The organism is Mucilaginibacter sp. (assembly GCF_041663085.1).
Lineage (GTDB): Bacteria > Bacteroidota > Bacteroidia > Sphingobacteriales > Sphingobacteriaceae > Mucilaginibacter.
This window is the reverse complement of the sequence record NZ_JBAZRC010000086.1, coordinates 1-20,168: the sequence shown is the minus strand read 5'-3', so window position 1 is coordinate 20,168 and position 20,168 is coordinate 1. Positions and strand designations below refer to the sequence as shown.

The following is a 20,168-nucleotide window of genomic DNA, read 5'->3' as shown; positions in this document are numbered from 1 at the left end:
TGGTCGACCGCGCGGGCGGTAAAAGCCATGTATGTAAGCGATGGATTTTGGCAACTGGTTGATGTCATGCTTGCCCCGTCGGTAACGTATACATTTTTACAGGCGTGCAGGCGGTGCCACTTATCAAGCATTGATGTTTTTGGGTCGATACCCATACGCACCCCACCCATTTCATGGATATCAAGCCCCGGCGCCCTGTGGTCTGTTGATGCCTGGATGTTGGTGAAACCTGCCGACGTGAACATCTCTGTCATCTGCTCCACGTAATCCTTTTTCATTTTCTCGTCGTTATCATCATAATCAACAGAGATTCTCAATTGAGGGATCCCAAACGGGTCTTTCAGTGATTTATCCAAAGCAACATAATTTGTTTCTTTCGGGATGGTTTCGCCCATCATGTGCGAACCCACATGCCAACTGCTCAGGTCTTTTTTAACCAGGTTGTTTTTCAGGTCCTGCCCAATACCATCGCTGCTGTTTTGTTCCCAGCGGTAAGCGCTAAAACCACAGGCATACCCGCGTAAAAAGTCGGTTTCCTGTTTATATACGTTCCTGAAACGTGGGATGTAGCCGCCACCCGCAGGGTTGCGGCCATCTGTTGTCCACTCTTTAGCACCACTGTATTCGGCGTTTATATGGGCAGAATAATTATGGAATGCTACATATTTACCCAGGGTACCGCTATCATTGCCCAAGCCATTAGGGAAACGGCTTGATGTTGAGTTAAGCAGTATCAGGTTACTGTTTAAGGCAGCCGCGTTAACAAAAATAACATCGGCATAGTATTCTATAGCTTCTTTGGTATTGGCATCAATAACCCTAACACCGGTTGCCTTGCCCTTTTTATCATCGTAAATAATAGATTCGACAACCGAATGCGGCCTTAATGTACAATGACCGGATTTTAACGCCCACGGAATAGTTGATGAATTAGCACTGAAGTAACCGCCAAACGGACAACCGCGCTGGCATAAGGTACGTTCCTGGCACTGGCCCCTGCCCTGGTCTAAATGGACCTGGTTGGGTTTTGATAAGTGTGCACAACGTGCGCTTATTACGTGCCTGTTCTTGTATGTTTTTTTAACGTGATTGCTAAAATAGGTTTCTACAGCATTCAGCGGGAAAGCCGGTAAAAATTCACCGTCGGGCAGTTCGGCTAAACCGTCCCGGTTACCTGATATGCCTGCAAATTTTTCCACGTAGCTATACCAGGGTGCAATATCGGCATAACGGATAGGCCAGTCAACCGCGAAACCATCACGGGCAGGGCCTTCAAAGTCAAAATCGCTCCAGCGCTGGGTTTGGCGTGCCCACAAAAGGGATTTGCCACCGGTTTGGTATCCGCGGATCCAATCAAAAGGTTTTTCCTGAACGTAAGGGTGTTCGGCATCCTTTACAAAAAAGTGAGCAGCATCTTCACCAAAGGCATAGCAGCGGTTCACTATAGGGTTTGCTTTTTGCACGTCATCAGGCAGTACGCCATGATGCGGAAACTCCCATGGATATAAATTTGTTGTTGGGTAATCTTTTAAATGCTTTACATCGCGGCCACGCTCTAAAACAAGCGTTTTAAGACCTTTGTCTGTAAACTCTTTCGCGGCCCAACCACCACTCATACCCGACCCTATAACAATGGCATCAAACGTACGGTCCTTTATACTATCAATATTAAAATTAGCCATTACGCTGTAGTTTTACTTTTAACCGGGAACATGGCATTATACCGCCCCGGAACCAATTCATAAACTATTTGCTTCGTCATAAAATACTTGGATGTGGTGTAGCCAAACACAGTTTGGTCTTTTACCATTTTGTAGAAAGCTATCAGCTTTGTATTATCCTTATATTTTTCGTCTTTGCTTTTTTTGTCGATACCGCTTACAAACGTGGTACGCTCTATAGCGGTGCTGTCATTAAATGATTTGCCCAAATGTTTTTTGGCTTCGGCAGCAAAATCACTTAAGCCAGTAATAAAATCGGCACGGTGCTCCTTATCATAGCAATCATCAATCATTTTAAAAACAAAAAGATTAATGCCAAGGTCCATAGCGCCCGGGGTATCTGTTTTGGGCAGGATGGTTTCTGTAAGATTATTTACCAGATTTTCCTGGTCGGCATCAATTTTAAGGTGCTTTAACTGTACAACAGGTTTACCCTTATCGCTTAAGCACGATGGCAAAACTGCCGCGCTGCCTAAAATAAGGGCCATGTTCCGTATCGCAATTCTGCGGTTCATATTCAAATTCAATAGGTTATAATGATCTGAGTGTTAAAAATACAATTAGGAGCCGTTAAAGTACCTTTAAACTCTTAATATCCCCACTTTTTCATGGTTTGTAAATCAATTTTTACACAATCAATCGGATCCATGCCCTGGTACGATTCCTGCTCAATGATCAGGTACACGGTACCGCCGGTTTTTTTAGCTGCTTTTAACACCTGTTTTACCGGTAACACACCCCTGCCTAATATGGTACTCTCATATCCTGTACCTTCGGTATTGGTAGCACTCTTTATCTCGTCTTTAACGTGCATAGAGATAAACCTTCCCGGATATTTGTTTATAATAGATATGGCATCGTTCTCACGGCCGTACATATTACCAATATCCAGCTGCTGCGAAACCCTGTTGGGGTCGGTATTCTGCATGATATAATCAAACAGGCGGATATCACCTACCATGGTGGTAAATTCAAAATCGTGGTTGTGGTAACCAAATTTCATGTTATATTTTTGACACAGTTCGCCACTTTTGTTAAACTGATCCATTGTGCGTTTAAGCAGGTCTGTATCATGGCGCACTTTCTCATCCATCCAGGGGCTTATTACAAATTTTTGGCCCATAGCGGCTGCATCTTCAACGGTATATTTCCAGGCATCGGTAAAATCGTTTGTGGTGGTATCCCAATGTGCCGATGTCATCACGGTATGCCCGCTTGGCATTTGCAGGCCAAGGTCATCTAATACTTTTTTAAACTCTTTTGCGGTCCACCCGTAAAACTTGCGGTTAATATAATTAGCATGCTCTACGTGCTGATAACCCATATCTGACAACTTTTTTAAGGTGCCTGCCGGGTCTTTCATCATTGCATCGCGTACCGAGTACAATTGGATACCTACCCTTTGGATCTGGGCGGGTGCTGCAAACAGATCATTTGGCATTAAGGCCGCGGCAGTTGCCGCAATGGCGCTGTTTTTTAAAAAAGTTCTGCGTGATGATATCATTTTATTGGTTTTTAATTGAGATTTAGTTCTTACTTATAGGAAACGCCGGAAACAAAAGATTGGTATTACTTACAAAGGCAATATGCTTACTATCAGGCGACCAGGATGGGGTATTGATAGTACCCTGCCCGCCATATAAATAGGCAACCACTTTTGACGGGCCGCCGGCTGTTGGCATTACGCGTAAATAAACATGTTTGTAAAAAGGATGATCGCCGGGGGCAACTTCGCTTTTAAGGAAGGTGATATATACTATCCATTTACCATCGGGCGATACATGCGGGAACCAGTTGTTATTATCATCATTGGTGATCTGCGTTTGGTTGCTGCCATCAGCGTTCATTCGCCAAACCTGCATTAACCCGCTGCGTACCGAGTTGAAGTAAATGAATTTACCATCGGGCGTATATTCCGGGCCATCATCAAGGCCGGGGGTATTGGTGAGGCGCTCTTCGGGGCCGCCTGAAACGGGTACACGGTAAACATCATACTCCTTATTACGTTCGCCGCAAAATACCAGGAATTTACCATCGGGCGACCAGCCATGCATATATGACGCACCTTTACCTGTTTCGGTAACCCGGCGTGGTTCACCGCCGGTTACCGGCACCACAAAGCCAACTGAAGGGCTGCCATTATCGTTATTGCTTATGGTTAGCCATTTGCCATCGAATGATAAAACGTGATCGTTATTATTGCCTTTAGCCGCGCCTGTATTTAATACGGCCGGTATGTTTGTAGCCAGATTATATTTATAAAGCAAGCCCTCGCTGTTGTAAATAAGCGATTTATTATCAACAGTCCAGTTTGGTGCCTGTAACGATTTTGGGGATTGGTATATAATACGGCTATTCTGCGTTTGCATATCCAGTATCTCTATATTGCTGCCCAGGTATTGTTTATAAGTTACCAGATCAGCCGGAGCGGGTGTAACTATCCTTACATTGCTGAATACGGCTTTCTCTGACACAGCAGGGTTATGCGAGCAAACAAAAATGCCCACGTAAACCTCATCGCCCAGGTCAAGGTCTATCTTTTCTTCGGGGCCAAACACATCGCCTTTACGGGCTACCGACATGGTGTAGGTTTTGCCTTTTCTTTCTAACTGGATAACATCGGCAGAGCTGATACCCGCCTTTTGTTCTTTAGTACTATCGCCATCAGCATTACGGTATTGCAGCGACGTTAACCCATCACCATGTACAACAGCGTTAACATGTGCAGATGTGCCATTTAAGGACTTACGCACCATCAGCCCGAACTTGCGGTGTGCTTCGGTGCCTTTGCCAACAAACGCGGCATTGGTACGTAATATAAAATCGCCTTTTACGCGTTTCCACACAAAGTGAAATTCATCCTTGCCGAACCAGATATTGGTACCCGAGCCGGTAACCGTGTATTGCTGATTGGCAGCGTTATAAACAACACTACCTTTGTTTTTCACCGGCCCAACATCACTATTACCATCAAATATCCCCACAGTCCCGCTTTGCGCATAAATGTTCGCAACAAATACAGCACTTACCAGCATGCCGGTAAATAAGCAAATAATTTTTTTGAGCATGAGCGTTAGGCTTTGTTAATTGGTTGACTAAGATATATATTCATTTATAAAAAAACCAGTTTAAACCAGCTTTAAAACAAAAAAGGGATGCTTGCGCATCCCTTTTTTGTTTTAACCCGCATAACAGGTTAAAATAGTATCAATATGTGTTAAATAACTTCCGTTGCGAAGATCTGCTTACCCGTTGTTGGGCAAAATACAGGTTTAGATGCTACAGATACTTTAACAGGTTCTTTAATGTAATCTTTATAGAACTGTTTTTTTGAATCGTGATAATGGCTTACTGCCCCTATCATGCTCATAAATTTGATGTAATACCAGGCGCTGTCAACCTGGTGTGGCTTAAAGCCAGAACGCGCGCTTTTTGGGTACAAGTGATGGTTATTATGCCATTCGCCGGCAACAATACCCGGCCAAAGCTGGTTAACCGACATATCCTTACGGTTATGGTCTATTCCATCCCGGCGTTTGTCTTCGCCTTTACCGTGGCCTTCGTAATTAAAGGTACGTACACCCACCGCCCAAAAGCCAGCCGCGCCAAAAATAGCACATGCTAAACCCGGCCCGCCAAGCAGGTAAAATACGGTGAACCAAAATGCCCAGTTGGCAACAACACCCAATACCATATGGAACGGATTGGCTACCGAGCCCCATTTTTTATACTGCGCATAGGTATTGCAGGTAACACCGGTATGTTTCATTAAAGTAAGGCAACGGTTGTAACCTTTCTCATCTAAATTACGGTTAACGGGCTGATGGTTTGCATCCGCTAAAAAACAATACAGGAAACCTCCCTGCGCGTTATACGGATCGCCCGGGGTATCAGATAATGCATGATGCACATGGTGCGATATAGCATAGATCTCTTCCGGAATAATTTTAAGGGTAAGGTTTTGGGTAAAGAAACGCCAAAAATTGTTTCTGAATTTAAAGGCGCCATGAGTGCAATACCTATGATACCATATTGTACCATGTGTACCCATCACCATCATACTGTAAACAAAAGCTATGATTAAGCCGGTTACAGAAAAATACTTAAATACAAACAGGAATAAGAACGGAGCCAGGAAAAGCACCATGCCCCAGCTCATGAAAGAGAGCCAGTTTTTTTTATCCTTAAATACGTTTAAACGGGAAAAAAATTCAGAGAAGATCTGTTTGGGTGTCGGCTTTGAAAGTTCGCCATCGGCGTTTTTCCATCCGTAAGATGGTTCTTGCAACACCTCGTGTATAAATGCCATTAGTAGCGGGATTTTAATTTATTCAATTGGTTCTATAGGGGATTTACGGATTAAAGATACCGAAAGGTTTTCAATTAACGTTAAAAAGTTTAATAAATAATTAAATTGTCATTAAAGTGTCTGGCTTATTGCAACATTTGTATGACGACCGCAGGGGCCCCTGCAACAATTGTATGACGATGGCTTTAATGTTTAAACTTAGTAATACATTGATTGTCATTAGCTAAATATCAACAGCCATGACAAAGTTTATACCCCTTGCTCTTTTGTTTTGCTTTTTATTATTTCCTCATCATGTGTTTGCACAGCAGCCACGTGAAGTTAGCGGGACTGTTGCCGATACGCTTGGCGCTGTGCCGGGTATTACTATTAAACTCATTTCAAACGCGGATAGTATAGTTACCACAAGCGATATTAAAGGCGTGTATCATTTTACAGGTGTAAAGGGGAAAAACTTTAAGCTAACGGTATCCGGATTAGGTTACCAGGCGTTTACACGTAAGTACACCACTGATAGTGATACAAAGCCCATCCAGCTTCCCCCTATCAAACTCAGCATCCAGATGAATTACCTTGGCGTGGTAAATATTACCGCGGTTATCCCTATAGTTATAAAAGAAGATACTATACAATATAATGCCGCAGCATATAAGGTGCGGGAAGGATCGCAGGTGGAAGACCTGATCAAGAAGATGCCGGGTATTACAGTTGATAAGGATGGAAATGTTACCGCCCATGGCAAACAGGTAACAAAGGTACGCGTTAACGGCAAAGATTATTTTACCGGCGATGTGCAAACAGCAACCCAAAACCTGCCTGCCGATATTGTTGATAACATACAGGTGATTGACGACTATGGCGACCAGGCCAACCTAACCGGCATAAAAACCGGCGAACCCGATAAAGTTTTAAACATCACCATACAAAAAGGAAAGCGCACCGGCAATTTTGGGCAGGCCACGGCAGGTGCCGGTAATGATGACCGGTATCTGGCCAAACTATCGGCCAATAATTTTAAGGAGGACAGGCAGATTGCCCTTATAGGTACCTGGAATAACAACAACACTAATTCGTTTAACCTGGGCAGCGGCAGCAGCGGAGGTGGCCGGGGCGGCCGTGGAGGTGGTGGCGGTGACGCAGGTAGTGGTATCAGTACAGCAAACGGTATAACCACAAATAAATCTGCAGGCTTTAATTACCGCGACGAATGGGGTAAAAAAATAACTGCTTATGGCAGCTACAGTTTTGCCGACAGGGACAGGCTAACTACCAGCACATCGCAAACACAAAACCTTTTTCAGAGTGGCGCAATCATTAATAATGATAACAGCACCGGCCGTACACACAATATTAACCACAGGTTTGGTTTTAATATTGAATACCGTATAGATACAGCAAATTACATGAAGATAAGCCCAAGCTTTTCTTATAACTCATCAAACAGCACCAATATTGACACCTTCAGCAACACACGTAAAAACACGCTAATAACCGGTAATGAACTGGCGCTTACCAACGCTACATCGCCAAGCGGCGGTGTAAGTGTACTTTACAACCATAAGTTTAAAAAGAAGGGGCGTAACTTTAGCATCAATACAGGCATCAGTTTTTCAAAAAACACGCAGGGCCTAAACGACCAGTACACTACCCGGCAGGATAGTATTATAACCCCATTGTTCCAGCAAATAAATACTGATAACAGCTCGGTAAGGGGGAATGTGAACTTAAGCTATACCGAGCCGGTTGGCAAAAGTACCTACCTGGAGGCAAACTACAGTTACAGCCAATCAAATACCGACAATAACCGCTACAACTACAATATTGACCCGGTTACCGGCAAACAAACGTATGTAGATTCGTTAAGCACTTTATATAATTACCAGTTCATCACCAACCGGTTTGGGTTAAACCTGCGCGGTGTTGAGGCTAAATACAATTACACGCTTGGTTTGGCGGTGCAACCAGCTACGCTCGATGGGCAGTCGCACAATTTTGAAACATCAACCCATACTTTTAATTACATACCCACAGCAAGGTTTATTTATAACTTTAAAAAGAACCACTCGTTGTCCATTAATTATACCGGTACCAATAACCAGCCGTCGTTTACGCAGCTGCAATTACAGCCCGATTTTTCGAACCCGCAAAACCGTGTGTACGGTAACCCCGACCTGAAGCCCGAGTTTAGCAACAACATCAGCCTGCGCTACAACCAGTTTGATATTGCCAGCGGTAACTCATTGTTCACCAATCTGTCGTTCAATAGCACACAAAATAAAATTGTGACCAGCACCCAGCCTATAACCTTAGCAGGCGGTACAAACAATACCGTACAGGAAACCCGCTATTTAAACACCGATGGCTTTTACTCAGCAAATGGTAACTATGCTTTCTCTAAACCATTTGCCAACCGTAAATACACCGTAACCCTAAACGGCGCTGCCAGCTTTAGCAACAACATCAATTATATTGAAAACGAACGTAATCAGGGCAAAAACTGGGTTTTTAGCCAGGGGGCCAAAGTAAGGATAGATATTGATAGCCTAATGGATACCGAGGTAAGCGGCAATTACAGTGTTAATACCACACGTTACAGCCTGCCATCGTCCATTAGTACCGATGCCAAAACATGGATAATTGGGCTTGATGGGCGCAATTATTTTTTTAACAACCTGGTGCTTGGCTATAATCTTACCCAAACCCTTAACAGCGGCTTTAGCAGTACGGTTAAGGCAAACCCCACCTTGTTAAGTACCTATGTAGAGTATCAATTCCTGAAAAACCATTTGGCCGCACTGCGCGTGCAGGGCTTTGACCTGTTTAACCAAAACACAGGCGTATCCCGGGTGGTGAGCGGTAACCAGATAATTGATACCCGCACCAATCGCCTTGGCCGTTATTTTATGCTGACGTTTACCATACGCCTGCAAAAATTTGCCGGCAGCCGTAACGGCCGCGGTGGTGGCGGTAACCGTGGCGGCAGGCGTGGTGGTGGCAGATCGCGCGGTTAAGCTTAATTTAAAAGCAGTTTTTGTATATTTATAGCATGGTTGCAGGCGACGTTATTTATCCATCAAAAAAAGGTGTAGTTGTTTATATCCCCATTGTTATTCTAGCGGCGGTGGTTGGTGTCAGCATCATCATGGGCGATTATTGGGGCAGCATTTTTTGCGCGGTATTAGTGCTGGGTATTGTGGGCCCCATGATACTGAACACAAATTATACCATCAGAGGCGATGGATCGTTAAAGGTGAGGTGCGGCTTTTTTGTGAATATCCTTATAGATATTAGCTCGATAAGAAAAATAGAAGCAACAACGAGTGTGTTAAGTTCGCCCGCCTTATCGCTCGACAGGCTGGAGGTGTTTTATAATAAATTTGATTCGGTGATCATCTCGCCCCAAAACAAAGAAGAATTTATTGCCCAACTGCAAAACATAAACCCTGCCATTGAGTATATAAAAAAGACCAGCTAATACTTTTACTGCCATATATCATGTTAAAACGTTACCTATTAATACTAACCGCACTGCTTTTTATAAACCAATGTTTTGCCCAGGATACAATTGAAGTAAAGCGGAAACTATCTGGTGATGTAACCGAAATTTTTAGGGCGCTGGCAAAAGATGTAAATATTAGGGTGGGGCTTTTTAAAGCAGTTTATAAAAAAAACACAATTGTTGCCACCGGCGTTTATGAAAATGATAAAAAGGTAAGCTTATGGCAGTTTTATGACCCAAAGGGCACCATCATGCAAAGTTATGATTACTCCACCGGGCGGCTATTTTATGAGGCGCCGGAAGATACTACATCTCATTTGCGATATTTAGCAGACAAGTTTTTGAAGGAGGGTGATAAGGTTACAAAACCCATTAAAGTGGGTGGAAGGTACTATGGCTACCTACCCTATTTAAACCTGTTCACCCTGCCAAAAGAATATGCCTATGTAAACCGCAATTCGCTTGCAGCCAGGGTTGAATTGCTGGTAAGCCCCGGCGGCAGGCTGGCTGATTATAAAGTTACAGTGATAGACGGCGACTCTGGCATAGCGCTTAGAACCATAAACATGAATATTAAACTGCCAGACCCGGCCGATCTGGTGTTTATCCCCGCCACATTAAATGGCGAGCCTATTGCCTGCCGTATAATTATACAATGCGTTGTAACCAATGCCGGGCACCTGGCTTTTGAATAAAGGGCTATAAACAAAAAAGAGACGCGAAGTATCGCGTCTCTTTTTTGTATGCCCGTATCGTATAGACGCGATACTTCGCGCCTTCTTACACATATATTCTTGTTATAAATTAGTGTGCGTGGTGGCCATCAGGGCCATGCGCGTGGCCATGCGAAAGCTCTTCTGGAGTAGCCGGGCGTACGTTCAATATCTCGCCTTTAAAGTGTAGCTCCTGGCCTGCCATTGGGTGGTTAAGGTCAACAATTACAGAATCGGCAGTAACCGATACAACCTGCCCCTGGAAACGGTTACCGTTGTTATCCTGTAAAGGTAAAACCTCGCCAATTTGCGGCACTTCTGTTCCCTGGAACATTTCTAAGGGCAGGTTAGCCACGGCTTCTTCGTCAAATTCGCCGTAACCTTCTGCTGCAGTTATGCGAAAATCATAGGTATCGCCGGTTGAAAGCGTGCTTAATTCCTCTTCAAATTTCGGGATCATTTGCCCTGCACCAAATAAAAAGGTTAGCGGCTGCTCTTGTGTTGCGCTTTCCTGTAAGCCTTCGGTTCCGTCTTCTTTTTTAACATACAGGTCGTACGTTAATGACACTACGTGTTGTGGTTGAATTTTCATCTGATGATTGTTTTTTAAGATATCGGAACTCCTTCCCTGTTTTAACCGGGTTATCTCAATACCTGTTATTTATATTAAGGAATTAGTTATTTATTTGTTTTAGTGCATCTGCCACATTGTATGCCGGTAAACCACAGGTTTTATCCCTGCATACAAAGATGCGCGTTTCGTTGTTAAACTTTTCTGCCAGCAAAGGTAAACTTCCATCCGTACCGCCCAACATAATTTTATTAGGAATGTAATTTTGTTCTGTTTCAATCCGCTTTGTTTCAGCATTATTACCTGTAATGGCTACCTCATAGATGCCAAAAACCTCATCCAGCAGCAGTATTGTCCAGTTTGAGTAAGCTGTGCTGTACTTGGCAAGGTGCGGCACAATATTTCGTAACAATTGTGCAGAAACCTCCAGATAAGCTTCATTATCAAAAAACAGGCCTAATTTTTTTAAGTTACGCGCCATAACCGAGTTTGATGCAGGTATCACCCCATCCATCATTTCCGATTTCCGGGCGATGAGCATCTCGTCATTATCGGCCGTGTAAAAGAATACGCCGCCTTCTTTATCATAATAATGGGCAAGGGCGTAGTCGGCCAGTTTTTGAGCTTGTATCAGCCAGGTCTCGTTAAAGGTAACTTCGTACAAGGCTATAAAACCATCTGTAACATTAGCGTAATCATCTAAGAATGTGGCTACACCGCTATTCCCCTCTTTTTTATAAACCCGGCTTAGCTTTGCGCCTTTTAGTAAGTTGCTTATTATAAACTCCGCGTTTTTTAGCGCAAGCTCCAAATATTCAGGCTTATTAAAGGCACGGTAGGCTTCGCACAGGCCTTTCAGCATTAACCCGTTCCATGATGCTAATATTTTATTATCCAGCCCCGGGCGTACGCGTTTGCCGCGAGCATCTAAAACTTTTGTGCGGGATGTGTTTATCCTGCTTGTCAGTTCATCAACGGTTAGGCCTAATTTATCTGCCAGTTCGGCATCTTCTTCACGGCGGAAGAAAACATTAGAATGCTCCTCTTCCCAGTTGCCATCTTCGGTAACGTGATAGTAAATATTAAACAGGTCGGCATCATCACCTAAAATTTCTTCAATTTCAAACTTTGTAAAAATATAGAATTTACCCTCCTTTCCCTCACTATCCGCATCCAGTGCCGAATAAAAACCATTTTCGGGCGATGTTAATTCCCTGCTTACAAAGGTGATTATCTCATCGGCAATAGTTTTATAAAGCGGATCGGGATTCCAGGTGTGTGCTTCGGCGTATAAGCCCAGTAGCTGCGCATTATCATACAGCATTTTCTCGAAATGTGGTACATGCCAAACACCATCAACCGCATAGCGGGCAAAGCCGCCGCCAATATGATCGTAGATACCGCCAAAGGCCATTTTCTTCAACGTTAATTTTACATTTTCGGCAAGACCGTCATCTTTCATTAAGTGGGCGTACCGCATCAAAAACAACGAATTATTTGGCATCGGGAATTTGGGCGCACCGCCAAAACCACCTTCAACCGGGTCGATGTACCGGCGCCAGGTGGTCAGGATGGTTTCCAGGTCAGCTTTGGTATACTCAGGCTGTTCGGTCACAAACGCTACCGATTCATATTGTTTGATGCCTTCCGTTAAACGCACGGCGTAATCTTCGGCCTCCTCGGGTTTGGTTTTGTAAAAATCGGCCAGGTTAAACAGCAGGCTTGTCCAGTCGTTTTTGCGGAAATAGGTGCCCCCGTAAATAGGCCTTTGATCGGGCAGGCAAATGCAATTTAGCGGCCAGCCTCCCCTGCCGCTCATCAGTTGAATGGCGCTCATGTAGATCTGGTCGACGTCCGGGCGTTCCTCACGGTCTACCTTGATGCACACAAAATACTCGTTCATTACACCTGCTACGGCCTCATCCTCAAAGCTCTCATGCTCCATTACGTGGCACCAGTGGCAGGCCGAGTAGCCAATGCTCACCAGGATCAGTTTATTCTCATCCTTTGCTTTTTGCAGGGCTTCCGGCCCCCAGGGGTACCAGTTAACCGGGTTATTGGCATGTTGCAGTAAATATGGCGATGTGGAGTTTGCGAGTTTGTTCATGCGGGTGGATGTGTATATAGAAAGGGCTAAATTGAGAATTGTTTTAAGGATGTGCAAATGGGAAAATTTGTTTTAACCACAGAGAGCACAGAGATTTGCAGGGCGGATAGGCACAAAGAACACAAAGAATCCATTACAAATAAATCTCTCTGTCCTTTGTGCTTTTCTCTGTGTCCTCTGTGGTTAAATATATCGCAACACGCGAGCCAATGATTATTATTTATCTTTAACCAATTATGATTACAAAACTCAAAGCGGCCAAAACCATCATGCTCCTGGCCGCTATCTACAATATTTTCTGGGGGATTGTAATTTCTGCCTATCCTCAAATTATCCTGTTCGGCAACCCGCCTACCGATTTCCTGCTCATCATTTTGCGTTGCGTGGGTATGTTGGTTGGGGTGTATGGTATCGCGTATTACTTCGCGTCGAAAGATCCGGTGGCTTACTGGCCGCTGATACTGGTTGGCTTTATTGGCAAAGTGCTAGGGCCAATAGGCTCGGTATATTATATCTGGCTGGGCAAACTCGCCCCCTCCTTTTTTTGGGTGAACGTTTGGAACGATATGATATGGCTGCTGCCCTTTGGATGGATCATTTACCAGGCGGTAAACAAGCGATTATCTGCCAATAGTTAACAAAACCTTATTAAGTGGAAAAATTGGCGTGCCAATTTATTTAGCTTTCCCGTGCAAATAACTAATTTCGCGGTACTAAGAAAGAGGAACAGGATTTGGATTATTTAGCAGGGTTAAACCCCGAACAAAAAGCTGCCGTATTACAAACAAAGGGCCCGGTAATGATTATTGCCGGTGCCGGCTCGGGCAAAACGCGTGTTATTACCTTTAGGGTGGCACACCTTATACGCAGCGGTGTAGATAGCTTTAACATACTGGTGCTTACGTTTACCAACAAAGCCGCCCGCGAAATGCGCGAGCGTATCAATCATATTTGCGGCCCTGAGGCAAAAAACATCTGGATGGGTACCTTCCACTCCGTTTTTGCCAAGCTTTTAAGGGTTGAGGCCGATAAGATTGGTTACCCAAACAACTTTACCATTTATGATACTGATGACAGCAAAAGCGTTATACGTGCCATATTAAAAGAGATGCAGCTGGATGATAAGCTGTATAGCGTAAATTTTGTACTGAACCGCATCTCGGCAGCAAAAAGCAGTTTGCTTACCCCTGCTGATTATCAAAACAACCCGCAGATACAAGCCGACGACGATTCGGCCAAGCGCCCTTTACTTGGGAAGATATATGAAACTTACGCGCAGCGTTGCTACCGCGCCGGGGCCATGGACTTTGATGACCTGCTTTTTAAAACCAATGAGTTGTTAAGAGACCATCCGGATGTAAGGAATAAGTATCAGCACAAATTCAAATACATTATGGTGGATGAGTACCAGGATACTAACCACTCACAATATAAAATAGTAAAAACGCTTGCTTCGGTACACGAAAACCTGTGTGTGGTGGGTGATGATGCGCAAAGTATCTACGCTTTCCGTGGGGCTACAATAGCAAACATCCTGAATTTTGAGAAGGATTACCCCGACCTGCATGTATTTAAGCTGGAGCAGAACTACCGCTCTACCCAAAACATTGTGAATGTTGCTAACAGCATCATCGCCAATAATAAAGAGCAGCTTAAAAAGCATGTTTTTTCTGAGAAGGAAACGGGCGATAAAATAAAAATAATGCGCGCCTTTAGCGATAATGAAGAAGGCAAGCAGGTGGCTGATGCTATCATGTTCCAACGCAGTACAAATGGCCTTAAATGGCATGATTTTGCAATTCTTTACCGTACAAACGCGCAGTCGCGTTCTATGGAGGAGGCTTTGCGTAAAAACGGCATCCCATATAAAATTTATGGCGGGCTATCATTCTACCAGCGTAAAGAGATCAAGGACCTGATAGCCTATTTCAGGCTTACGTTTAACCCAAGTGACGAGGAAGCCCTGAAACGTGTTATAAACTACCCGAAACGCGGCATTGGCGATACCACGGTTGACAGGATAATTGTTGCTGCTGATAAAAATGGCATTACCCCTTTTGAAGCCATCCTTGAAGCAAACCGGTACATAGAGAAAGCACCAGCTTCTTTATTTGCTTTTGCAGCCATGATCCAGAGCTTCCAGGTGATCACCAAAAACCAAAGCGCCTATGAATCGGCCTTGCATATAGCAAAACACTCGGGCTTACTGAAGGACCTTTACGAAGATAAATCTGTTGAGGGGCTTAACCGTTACGAAAACATCCAGGAGCTTTTAAACGGGATAAAAGAATTCTCGGAGCGGGAAGATATTGAGGAAAAGGGCCTTGATATATTTATGCAGGATATAGCCTTATTAACCAATGATGATAAGGATAAGGATAAAGATGCCGATACGGTATCATTAATGACCATCCACTCATCAAAAGGCCTTGAGTTTCCGCATGTACATATTGTAGGGTTAGAAGAGAACCTGTTCCCGTCACAAATGTCGCTAAACTCGCGCAGCGACCTGGAAGAAGAGCGGCGCCTGTTCTACGTAGCCATTACCCGTGCTGAGTATAAGTTAACTATCAGTTACGCCACATCGCGTTTTAAATTTGGCACACTGATAAGCTGCGAACCAAGCCGTTTTATAGATGAAATAGACGCCAAATACCTTGAGCTTGACTTTACAGCCAAGCCGGCATCATCTGCCGGTTCATCATCATACGAAGATGAACGTACCGCCTGGACCAGGAAAAACGACACCTACTCAAAACCAAAAGCAGCAACTGCCCCGCCAGTTAAAACAACATCAATACTGGCCAAAGCTCATGTGCCATCGCCTGATTTTAAACCCTCAGATACCTCAAACCTACAGGTGGGTATGCAGGTGGAGCATGAACGTTTTGGCTTTGGTAAAGTACTTACACTGGAAGGCAATAAGCCTGATATTAAGGCAACTATATTCTTTAAAGAAATAGGGCAAAAACAATTGCTGTTAAAGTTTGCAAAACTGAGTATAATAAGTGGGGTGGAGTAACATATTATTCCCATAATATGTAGAACATATTCCACAATTTTTTTGAGGCAAACATTAACTATCCGTTAATTACGCGTAAATACGCATATTTAATATATGGCACTGAGTTTGGTTAATAGTTAATACCCTTTATCCCTTTTAATTAACTATTATGTACATGATGAGCGAGCCCATAAAAAAGAAGACCAATAAATCGGCAGGTAAGAATATACGCACACTTCGCCACGAACATGGCTGGAGCCAGGAAGATGTGGCAAACCGCTTAGGTATTTCTATCCCTGCGTTCTCAAAAATTGAGACAGGTGTTACCGATATTAATTTATCGAGATTAGAGCAAATTGCTAACATTTTTGAAGTGAGTGTTGTTAACCTGCTTTCGCTTGAATATACCGAAGAGCCAAGTACTCAGGACTTGAGCTTAAGCATCGTTCAGAAAAAACTTACCGACAGAGAGGTTGAGATAACCAACTTACAACGTAAGGTAATATTGCTTTATGAAGAATTACTGAGCAAAAACAACGTAGCAATGTAATTATCATCATCATTACTGTTCATTAAATACAACAGTTAGCTTTTTTTACTACGGTAATAACTTTGATTTTTATTCACTTTTACTTAATTATTTTAAGTTGATCTTAATTAATTAAGCAAAATGAAAATACAAATTAATTTATTGCCGTTTTGTGTTTTTAAAAGACCTAAATTAACGCCAAATGCTTATTTGGTTTTAAAATTGCAATAATCGGGTATACAACATAAACAGCTATGTCTAACTACCTGATATCAATTTCAAACGCCGACCATTTAAAAGTAGATACTATACATGACAGGCGCAGTAAATTAAAAGTAAAAGCATTTAACCTGTTCAGGTCGAGCTTAAAACAACGCGAAGGCGAGGTACGTTTTTTTGTTACTGCAGGTAACGAAACCCTGGCATTTGAAACCGAGGGTTATAAAAAACACAGGCAGCTGCTTATATTACAAATGATATCAAGGTATTGTGTTTATTTAGGTTTGCTTGAGGCAACCATACACAGTAACTACCCTGCTTAATTTAGCTGCTATTAAACTTAGAATACGTTTTTGCTGGTATCGTTAAGCATTTCGCTCATTTCAATGATCTTCTGATCGATATCAGATACGCATTTATCCATCATATTAATACATTCTTTTTCATCAACAAGGCCTTCCTTCTCCAGGTTCATTAACCCGCGCAGTGTGGCTATAGGCCCCCGTATTTGATGGGAAAGATAGGATGAGTATTCGGACAGTTTTTTATTCTTTATCTGGAGATCTTTAGTGCGTTCGTCAATAATTTCCTCAAGATGATGGTTCACCCTATCCAGGTTATCCTTTTGCCGAGAAACCTCCTCGTTCAGGTCGGTTAGTTTAAGGTTGGTTACCGTTTTACGTTTAACATTACTTATTAATAAGGCTATAACAACAAGCAAAAGGCCGGCTACTACTGTAACGGCCCAAAATTTAATACGATCGTTTTGTTGGCGCTGGATGGTCAGTTCGTTTTCGCGCTGCTTGGCTTGCTGCTTAAACTGTTCCTGTAGCATATTTATCTGCGTAGATTCGTTGGATGCATAAATGGTACTATCCTGCCTGAATATTGTTTGCAGATAGGACAATGCTTTTTCGTAATGTTTCTGTTTAGCCTCTAACTGGTAAATGGTATAGTTATAATCAGATTCCAGTTTTTCATCTTTCACCGCTTTAGAATACACCAACCCTTCCTGTACAAACTTATCAGCATCCTCAAATCTCCCCTGCGCTATATATAACGACGCCAGTGTAAGGTTTGTACTGGCCACCGGCTTGTTCAGGTCCTTTTCTTTAGCGGCTTTATTTGCGGCCAAAAGTAGTTGCTCGGCTTTTGCATAATCATTCAGGTTAAAATAAATCACCCCCCTGTTTTGTAATGCCTGTATAATATTAACCGTATCCTTAATAGACTGGAAAATTTTATTGCCTTTATCGTAATAACTCAAAGCCTGGTTAAAGCTCTTTTTACGATAATAAACATTACCTATATTTAAATACGACTTGCCTATTAGCTGTGTATCGTTCAATTTTTGGGCAATATCCAATGATTTGTTCAAATACTCTAAAGAACTGGCGTAATTATTATCCAGATATAAATTACCAATGTTGTTGTAAACACTCGCCTCGCTGCGCAGATCCTTGATTTTTGAGAACACTGCAAGTGCTTGTAAATAATCATGAATAGCTGCACTTGCCTGGTTTAAATAGTAGTTACCAATACCTTTTACACGGTAAGCTTCACCAATACCTTTATCATAACCTATTTTTTCTGCAATGGCAAGGGCCTTGGCAGCCAAACTAACGGTTTGATCGGGGCTGGTAAAACGGCTATCAAGCGCTTGCTTATTCAATTTTATCACTTCATTGGTGTCCTGTGCAGCAATATCAATATTACCCTTCGCGTATACAGTACTACAAACAAAAAAGAAAACCAGAAGAGTAAAAATTTTATTCATTTAGGCTCTATACGTTATATTATGGTGAAAGTTATAAAATAATTACGAACAATACTTTATCAAGTTAAATTAAACAAAAACCCGGAATGATTTTTTTTTTCATTATTGCCTGATAATTAAAAAACATATTTATATTTGTGTTGTTAATTTATTGATTGTTAATAAGTTACACAGTTATTAACATATATTGCCTTTAGGCCGATAGCGCAGTTTTACGCAACTATTATTAACCAATAGTTACAATAAAAGCGTTAAACTATTACTAATGGACGAATACTTAATATGTGCTTACAAGTTAAATAAAAAAGAGAATTTGAACAAGATAAATTAATATGAAAAAAGCCCTGTTTGCGTACTTAATATTATTCGGCGGATTATTGTTATCCTCATGCGTTAAGCAAAATGGCGCACGCATTACAATGGATATTTTCTTAAAAGCAACCACCGGTATCAGAAAAGATATAGGAACAGCGGACTAATCAATTAATAAACAGTAAAAAAGAACATTTAAATAACAGGATATGAAAAAGTTAATCATCGTAGCGGCACTGATCTTAACAAGCGGAATTTTACCATCATTTACTAAACAGGTAACCGTAAAACCAACCATGGCTATTGAGCAAAACAATACAATGGCGTTCAAAAAAGATATTGGCACAGCCGATTAATTAATTCATATAAACAACAATACCCCTAACTATTAAAATAACAACCATGAAAAAGATAATCATAGCAGCAGCACTAATCCTTACAACAGCAGTTTTACCATCATACACCAAACAGGTAACCGTAAAACCTGCTGCCACTTTTGAACCTGGCCTGGCAACGTTTAAAAAAGACATTGGTACAGCCGACTAATTATCCTTATTCATAAAAATCAATAACACAATAAAAAAAATACGATCATGAAAAAATCAATCATAGCAGCAGCATTACTAATAGCAAGTACAGGCATTTTAACATCATGCACTAAAGAAAAAAGTGTAGCCCCCACTGCAACTATCGAAAAAAGCACAATCAGCAATAAAAAAGACGTAGGCACAGCCGACTAATTAAAAACACAAACAACAATTAACACACATAAATACATAACACTTCCACCAAATACAGATCATGAAAAAATTCATCATAGCAGCAGCAATCATATTCAGCACAGGCGCTTTATCAGCAGCAACAATTAACCACACAGCAACTGCAAACAAAAAAGATGTTGGCACTGCCGATAACAAGAAAGATGTTGGTACCGCTGATAACAAAAAAGACGTAGGCACCGCCGATGCTAAAAACAAAAAAGATGTGGGTACCGCAGATAACAAAAAAGACGTAGGCACTGCTGACTAAGTAACATCATAATACACAGACAATAGCTAAAACATCAAATAAATATATAACCACACAAATAATACAGATCATGAAAAAATTCATCATAGCAGCAGCAATCATTTTCAGCACAGGCGCTTTATCAACAGTTAACGCTCAGGCTTTCTCAAACAAAAAAGATGTAGGCACTGCCGATAACAAGAAAGATGTTGGTACCGCTGATAACAAAAAAGACGTAGGCACCGCCGATAACAAAAAAGACGTGGGTACTGCAGATAACAAAAAAGACGTAGGCACTGCAGACTAAGTAACATCATAATACACAGACAATAACTAAAACATCAAATAAATATATAACCACACAAATAATACAGATTATGAAAAAATTCATCATAGCAG

Annotated in this window: 21 protein-coding genes; 13 read left to right on the top strand and 8 right to left on the bottom strand. The window is 42.2% G+C overall.

Translation table 11 applies throughout. From position 1 onward, the window contains the following. From WC615_RS15270 to WC615_RS15250, 5 genes are all read right to left on the bottom strand, one after another. A partial coding sequence (locus WC615_RS15270) for a GMC oxidoreductase (RefSeq protein WP_372978947.1) occupies positions 1-1,682 on the bottom strand: 1,682 nt, incomplete at its 3' end. Further along, on the bottom strand, positions 1,682-2,236 hold the full coding sequence (locus WC615_RS15265; RefSeq protein ID WP_372978946.1) for a gluconate 2-dehydrogenase subunit 3 family protein: 555 nt from the start codon (positions 2,234-2,236) through the stop codon (positions 1,682-1,684). The genes WC615_RS15265 and WC615_RS15270, both read right to left, overlap by 1 nt. A 74-nt stretch (positions 2,237-2,310) precedes the next feature. Further along, the gene (locus WC615_RS15260; RefSeq protein ID WP_372978945.1) at positions 2,311-3,225 is read right to left on the bottom strand and encodes a sugar phosphate isomerase/epimerase family protein; all 915 of its coding nucleotides are present in this window, start codon (positions 3,223-3,225) and stop codon (positions 2,311-2,313) included. A gap of 22 nt (positions 3,226-3,247) precedes the next feature. After that, on the bottom strand, positions 3,248-4,789 hold the full coding sequence (locus WC615_RS15255; RefSeq protein WP_372978944.1) for a TolB family protein: 1,542 nt from the start codon (positions 4,787-4,789) through the stop codon (positions 3,248-3,250). Positions 4,790-4,938: 149 nt separating this feature from the next. Beyond that, a complete protein-coding gene (locus tag WC615_RS15250) occupies positions 4,939-6,030 on the bottom strand; it encodes a fatty acid desaturase (RefSeq protein ID WP_372978943.1) in 1,092 nt (363 codons plus the stop codon). 239 nt (positions 6,031-6,269) lie between these two features. Between WC615_RS15250 and WC615_RS15245 the strand changes: the two genes are divergently transcribed. The 3 genes from WC615_RS15245 to WC615_RS15235 are packed head-to-tail and all read left to right on the top strand — an operon-like array spanning position 6,270 to position 10,224. Beyond that, a complete protein-coding gene (locus WC615_RS15245) occupies positions 6,270-9,041 on the top strand; it encodes a TonB-dependent receptor (protein ID WP_372978942.1) in 2,772 nt (923 codons plus the stop codon). A 35-nt stretch (positions 9,042-9,076) separates the two neighbouring features. Further along, the gene (locus WC615_RS15240) at positions 9,077-9,505 is read left to right on the top strand and encodes a PH domain-containing protein (protein ID WP_372978941.1); all 429 of its coding nucleotides are present in this window, start codon (positions 9,077-9,079) and stop codon (positions 9,503-9,505) included. Positions 9,506-9,525: 20 nt separating this feature from the next. Beyond that, complete coding sequence (locus tag WC615_RS15235) at positions 9,526-10,224, top strand: hypothetical protein (protein ID WP_372978940.1); 699 nt, start codon at positions 9,526-9,528, stop codon at positions 10,222-10,224. 109 nt (positions 10,225-10,333) lie between these two features. On the opposite strand, the gene WC615_RS15230 is transcribed toward WC615_RS15235, so the two are convergent. Then, a complete protein-coding gene (locus tag WC615_RS15230; RefSeq protein ID WP_191176306.1) occupies positions 10,334-10,834 on the bottom strand; it encodes a peptidylprolyl isomerase in 501 nt (166 codons plus the stop codon). 82 nt (positions 10,835-10,916) lie between these two features. Continuing rightward, positions 10,917-12,920: a thioredoxin domain-containing protein gene (locus WC615_RS15225; protein ID WP_372978939.1), complete on the bottom strand. Its 2,004-nt coding sequence runs from the start codon at positions 12,918-12,920 to the stop codon at positions 10,917-10,919. Between the two features lie 236 nt (positions 12,921-13,156). Here WC615_RS15225 and WC615_RS15220 point away from each other — a divergent pair, with 236 nt between their 5' ends. From WC615_RS15220 to WC615_RS15205, 4 genes are all read left to right on the top strand, one after another. Further along, entirely contained in the window at positions 13,157-13,558 is a 402-nt protein-coding gene (locus tag WC615_RS15220) for a hypothetical protein (RefSeq protein ID WP_372978938.1), read from the top strand. Positions 13,559-13,653: 95 nt separating this feature from the next. After that, positions 13,654-15,942: an ATP-dependent helicase gene (locus tag WC615_RS15215; RefSeq protein ID WP_372978937.1), complete on the top strand. Its 2,289-nt coding sequence runs from the start codon at positions 13,654-13,656 to the stop codon at positions 15,940-15,942. Positions 15,943-16,099: 157 nt separating this feature from the next. Beyond that, positions 16,100-16,474, top strand: a complete 375-nt coding sequence (locus tag WC615_RS15210) for a helix-turn-helix domain-containing protein (protein WP_372978936.1) — start codon at positions 16,100-16,102, stop codon at positions 16,472-16,474. 233 nt (positions 16,475-16,707) lie between these two features. Continuing rightward, on the top strand, positions 16,708-16,995 hold the full coding sequence (locus tag WC615_RS15205; RefSeq protein WP_372978935.1) for a hypothetical protein: 288 nt from the start codon (positions 16,708-16,710) through the stop codon (positions 16,993-16,995). A gap of 17 nt (positions 16,996-17,012) precedes the next feature. Here WC615_RS15205 and WC615_RS15200 read toward each other — a convergent pair whose 3' ends face one another. Then, a complete protein-coding gene (locus WC615_RS15200) occupies positions 17,013-18,449 on the bottom strand; it encodes a tetratricopeptide repeat protein (protein WP_372978934.1) in 1,437 nt (478 codons plus the stop codon). Between the two features lie 332 nt (positions 18,450-18,781). On the opposite strand from WC615_RS15200, the gene WC615_RS15195 reads away from it, so the two are divergent. From WC615_RS15195 to WC615_RS15170, 6 genes are all read left to right on the top strand, one after another. Then, the gene (locus WC615_RS15195) at positions 18,782-18,928 is read left to right on the top strand and encodes a hypothetical protein (RefSeq protein WP_372978933.1); all 147 of its coding nucleotides are present in this window, start codon (positions 18,782-18,784) and stop codon (positions 18,926-18,928) included. A gap of 42 nt (positions 18,929-18,970) precedes the next feature. Further along, positions 18,971-19,117: a hypothetical protein gene (locus WC615_RS15190; protein ID WP_372978932.1), complete on the top strand. Its 147-nt coding sequence runs from the start codon at positions 18,971-18,973 to the stop codon at positions 19,115-19,117. A gap of 46 nt (positions 19,118-19,163) precedes the next feature. Next, a complete protein-coding gene (locus tag WC615_RS15185; RefSeq protein ID WP_372978931.1) occupies positions 19,164-19,307 on the top strand; it encodes a hypothetical protein in 144 nt (47 codons plus the stop codon). 47 nt (positions 19,308-19,354) lie between these two features. Further along, positions 19,355-19,501 (top strand): hypothetical protein, encoded by a 147-nt coding sequence (locus WC615_RS15180; RefSeq protein ID WP_191176298.1) that lies wholly within the window; start codon positions 19,355-19,357, stop codon positions 19,499-19,501. Between the two features lie 61 nt (positions 19,502-19,562). Beyond that, a complete protein-coding gene (locus WC615_RS15175; RefSeq protein ID WP_191176297.1) occupies positions 19,563-19,790 on the top strand; it encodes a hypothetical protein in 228 nt (75 codons plus the stop codon). Between the two features lie 70 nt (positions 19,791-19,860). Beyond that, positions 19,861-20,076, top strand: coding sequence for a hypothetical protein (locus WC615_RS15170; protein WP_372978930.1), 216 nt, complete (start codon positions 19,861-19,863; stop codon positions 20,074-20,076). Positions 20,077-20,168 lie beyond the last annotated feature (92 nt).

Bases quoted from the DNA above. Each gene is read 5' to 3' on its own strand.
- WC615_RS15265 (WP_372978946.1), bottom strand. From the start codon at position 2,236: ATGAACCGCAGAATTGCGATACGGAACATGGCCCTTATTTTAGGCAGC.
- WC615_RS15260 (WP_372978945.1), bottom strand. From the start codon at position 3,225: ATGATATCATCACGCAGAACTTTTTTAAAAAACAGCGCCATTGCGGCA.
- WC615_RS15255 (WP_372978944.1), bottom strand. From the start codon at position 4,789: ATGCTCAAAAAAATTATTTGCTTATTTACCGGCATGCTGGTAAGTGCT.
- WC615_RS15250 (WP_372978943.1), bottom strand. From the start codon at position 6,030: ATGGCATTTATACACGAGGTGTTGCAAGAACCATCTTACGGATGGAAA.
- WC615_RS15245 (WP_372978942.1), top strand. From the start codon at position 6,270: ATGACAAAGTTTATACCCCTTGCTCTTTTGTTTTGCTTTTTATTATTT.
- WC615_RS15240 (WP_372978941.1), top strand. From the start codon at position 9,077: ATGGTTGCAGGCGACGTTATTTATCCATCAAAAAAAGGTGTAGTTGTT.
- WC615_RS15235 (WP_372978940.1), top strand. From the start codon at position 9,526: ATGTTAAAACGTTACCTATTAATACTAACCGCACTGCTTTTTATAAAC.
- WC615_RS15230 (WP_191176306.1), bottom strand. From the start codon at position 10,834: ATGAAAATTCAACCACAACACGTAGTGTCATTAACGTACGACCTGTAT.
- WC615_RS15225 (WP_372978939.1), bottom strand. From the start codon at position 12,920: ATGAACAAACTCGCAAACTCCACATCGCCATATTTACTGCAACATGCC.
- WC615_RS15220 (WP_372978938.1), top strand. From the start codon at position 13,157: ATGATTACAAAACTCAAAGCGGCCAAAACCATCATGCTCCTGGCCGCT.
- WC615_RS15210 (WP_372978936.1), top strand. From the start codon at position 16,100: ATGATGAGCGAGCCCATAAAAAAGAAGACCAATAAATCGGCAGGTAAG.
- WC615_RS15205 (WP_372978935.1), top strand. From the start codon at position 16,708: ATGTCTAACTACCTGATATCAATTTCAAACGCCGACCATTTAAAAGTA.
- WC615_RS15200 (WP_372978934.1), bottom strand. From the start codon at position 18,449: ATGAATAAAATTTTTACTCTTCTGGTTTTCTTTTTTGTTTGTAGTACT.
- WC615_RS15195 (WP_372978933.1), top strand. From the start codon at position 18,782: ATGAAAAAAGCCCTGTTTGCGTACTTAATATTATTCGGCGGATTATTG.
- WC615_RS15190 (WP_372978932.1), top strand. From the start codon at position 18,971: ATGAAAAAGTTAATCATCGTAGCGGCACTGATCTTAACAAGCGGAATT.
- WC615_RS15185 (WP_372978931.1), top strand. From the start codon at position 19,164: ATGAAAAAGATAATCATAGCAGCAGCACTAATCCTTACAACAGCAGTT.
- WC615_RS15180 (WP_191176298.1), top strand. From the start codon at position 19,355: ATGAAAAAATCAATCATAGCAGCAGCATTACTAATAGCAAGTACAGGC.
- WC615_RS15175 (WP_191176297.1), top strand. From the start codon at position 19,563: ATGAAAAAATTCATCATAGCAGCAGCAATCATATTCAGCACAGGCGCT.
- WC615_RS15170 (WP_372978930.1), top strand. From the start codon at position 19,861: ATGAAAAAATTCATCATAGCAGCAGCAATCATTTTCAGCACAGGCGCT.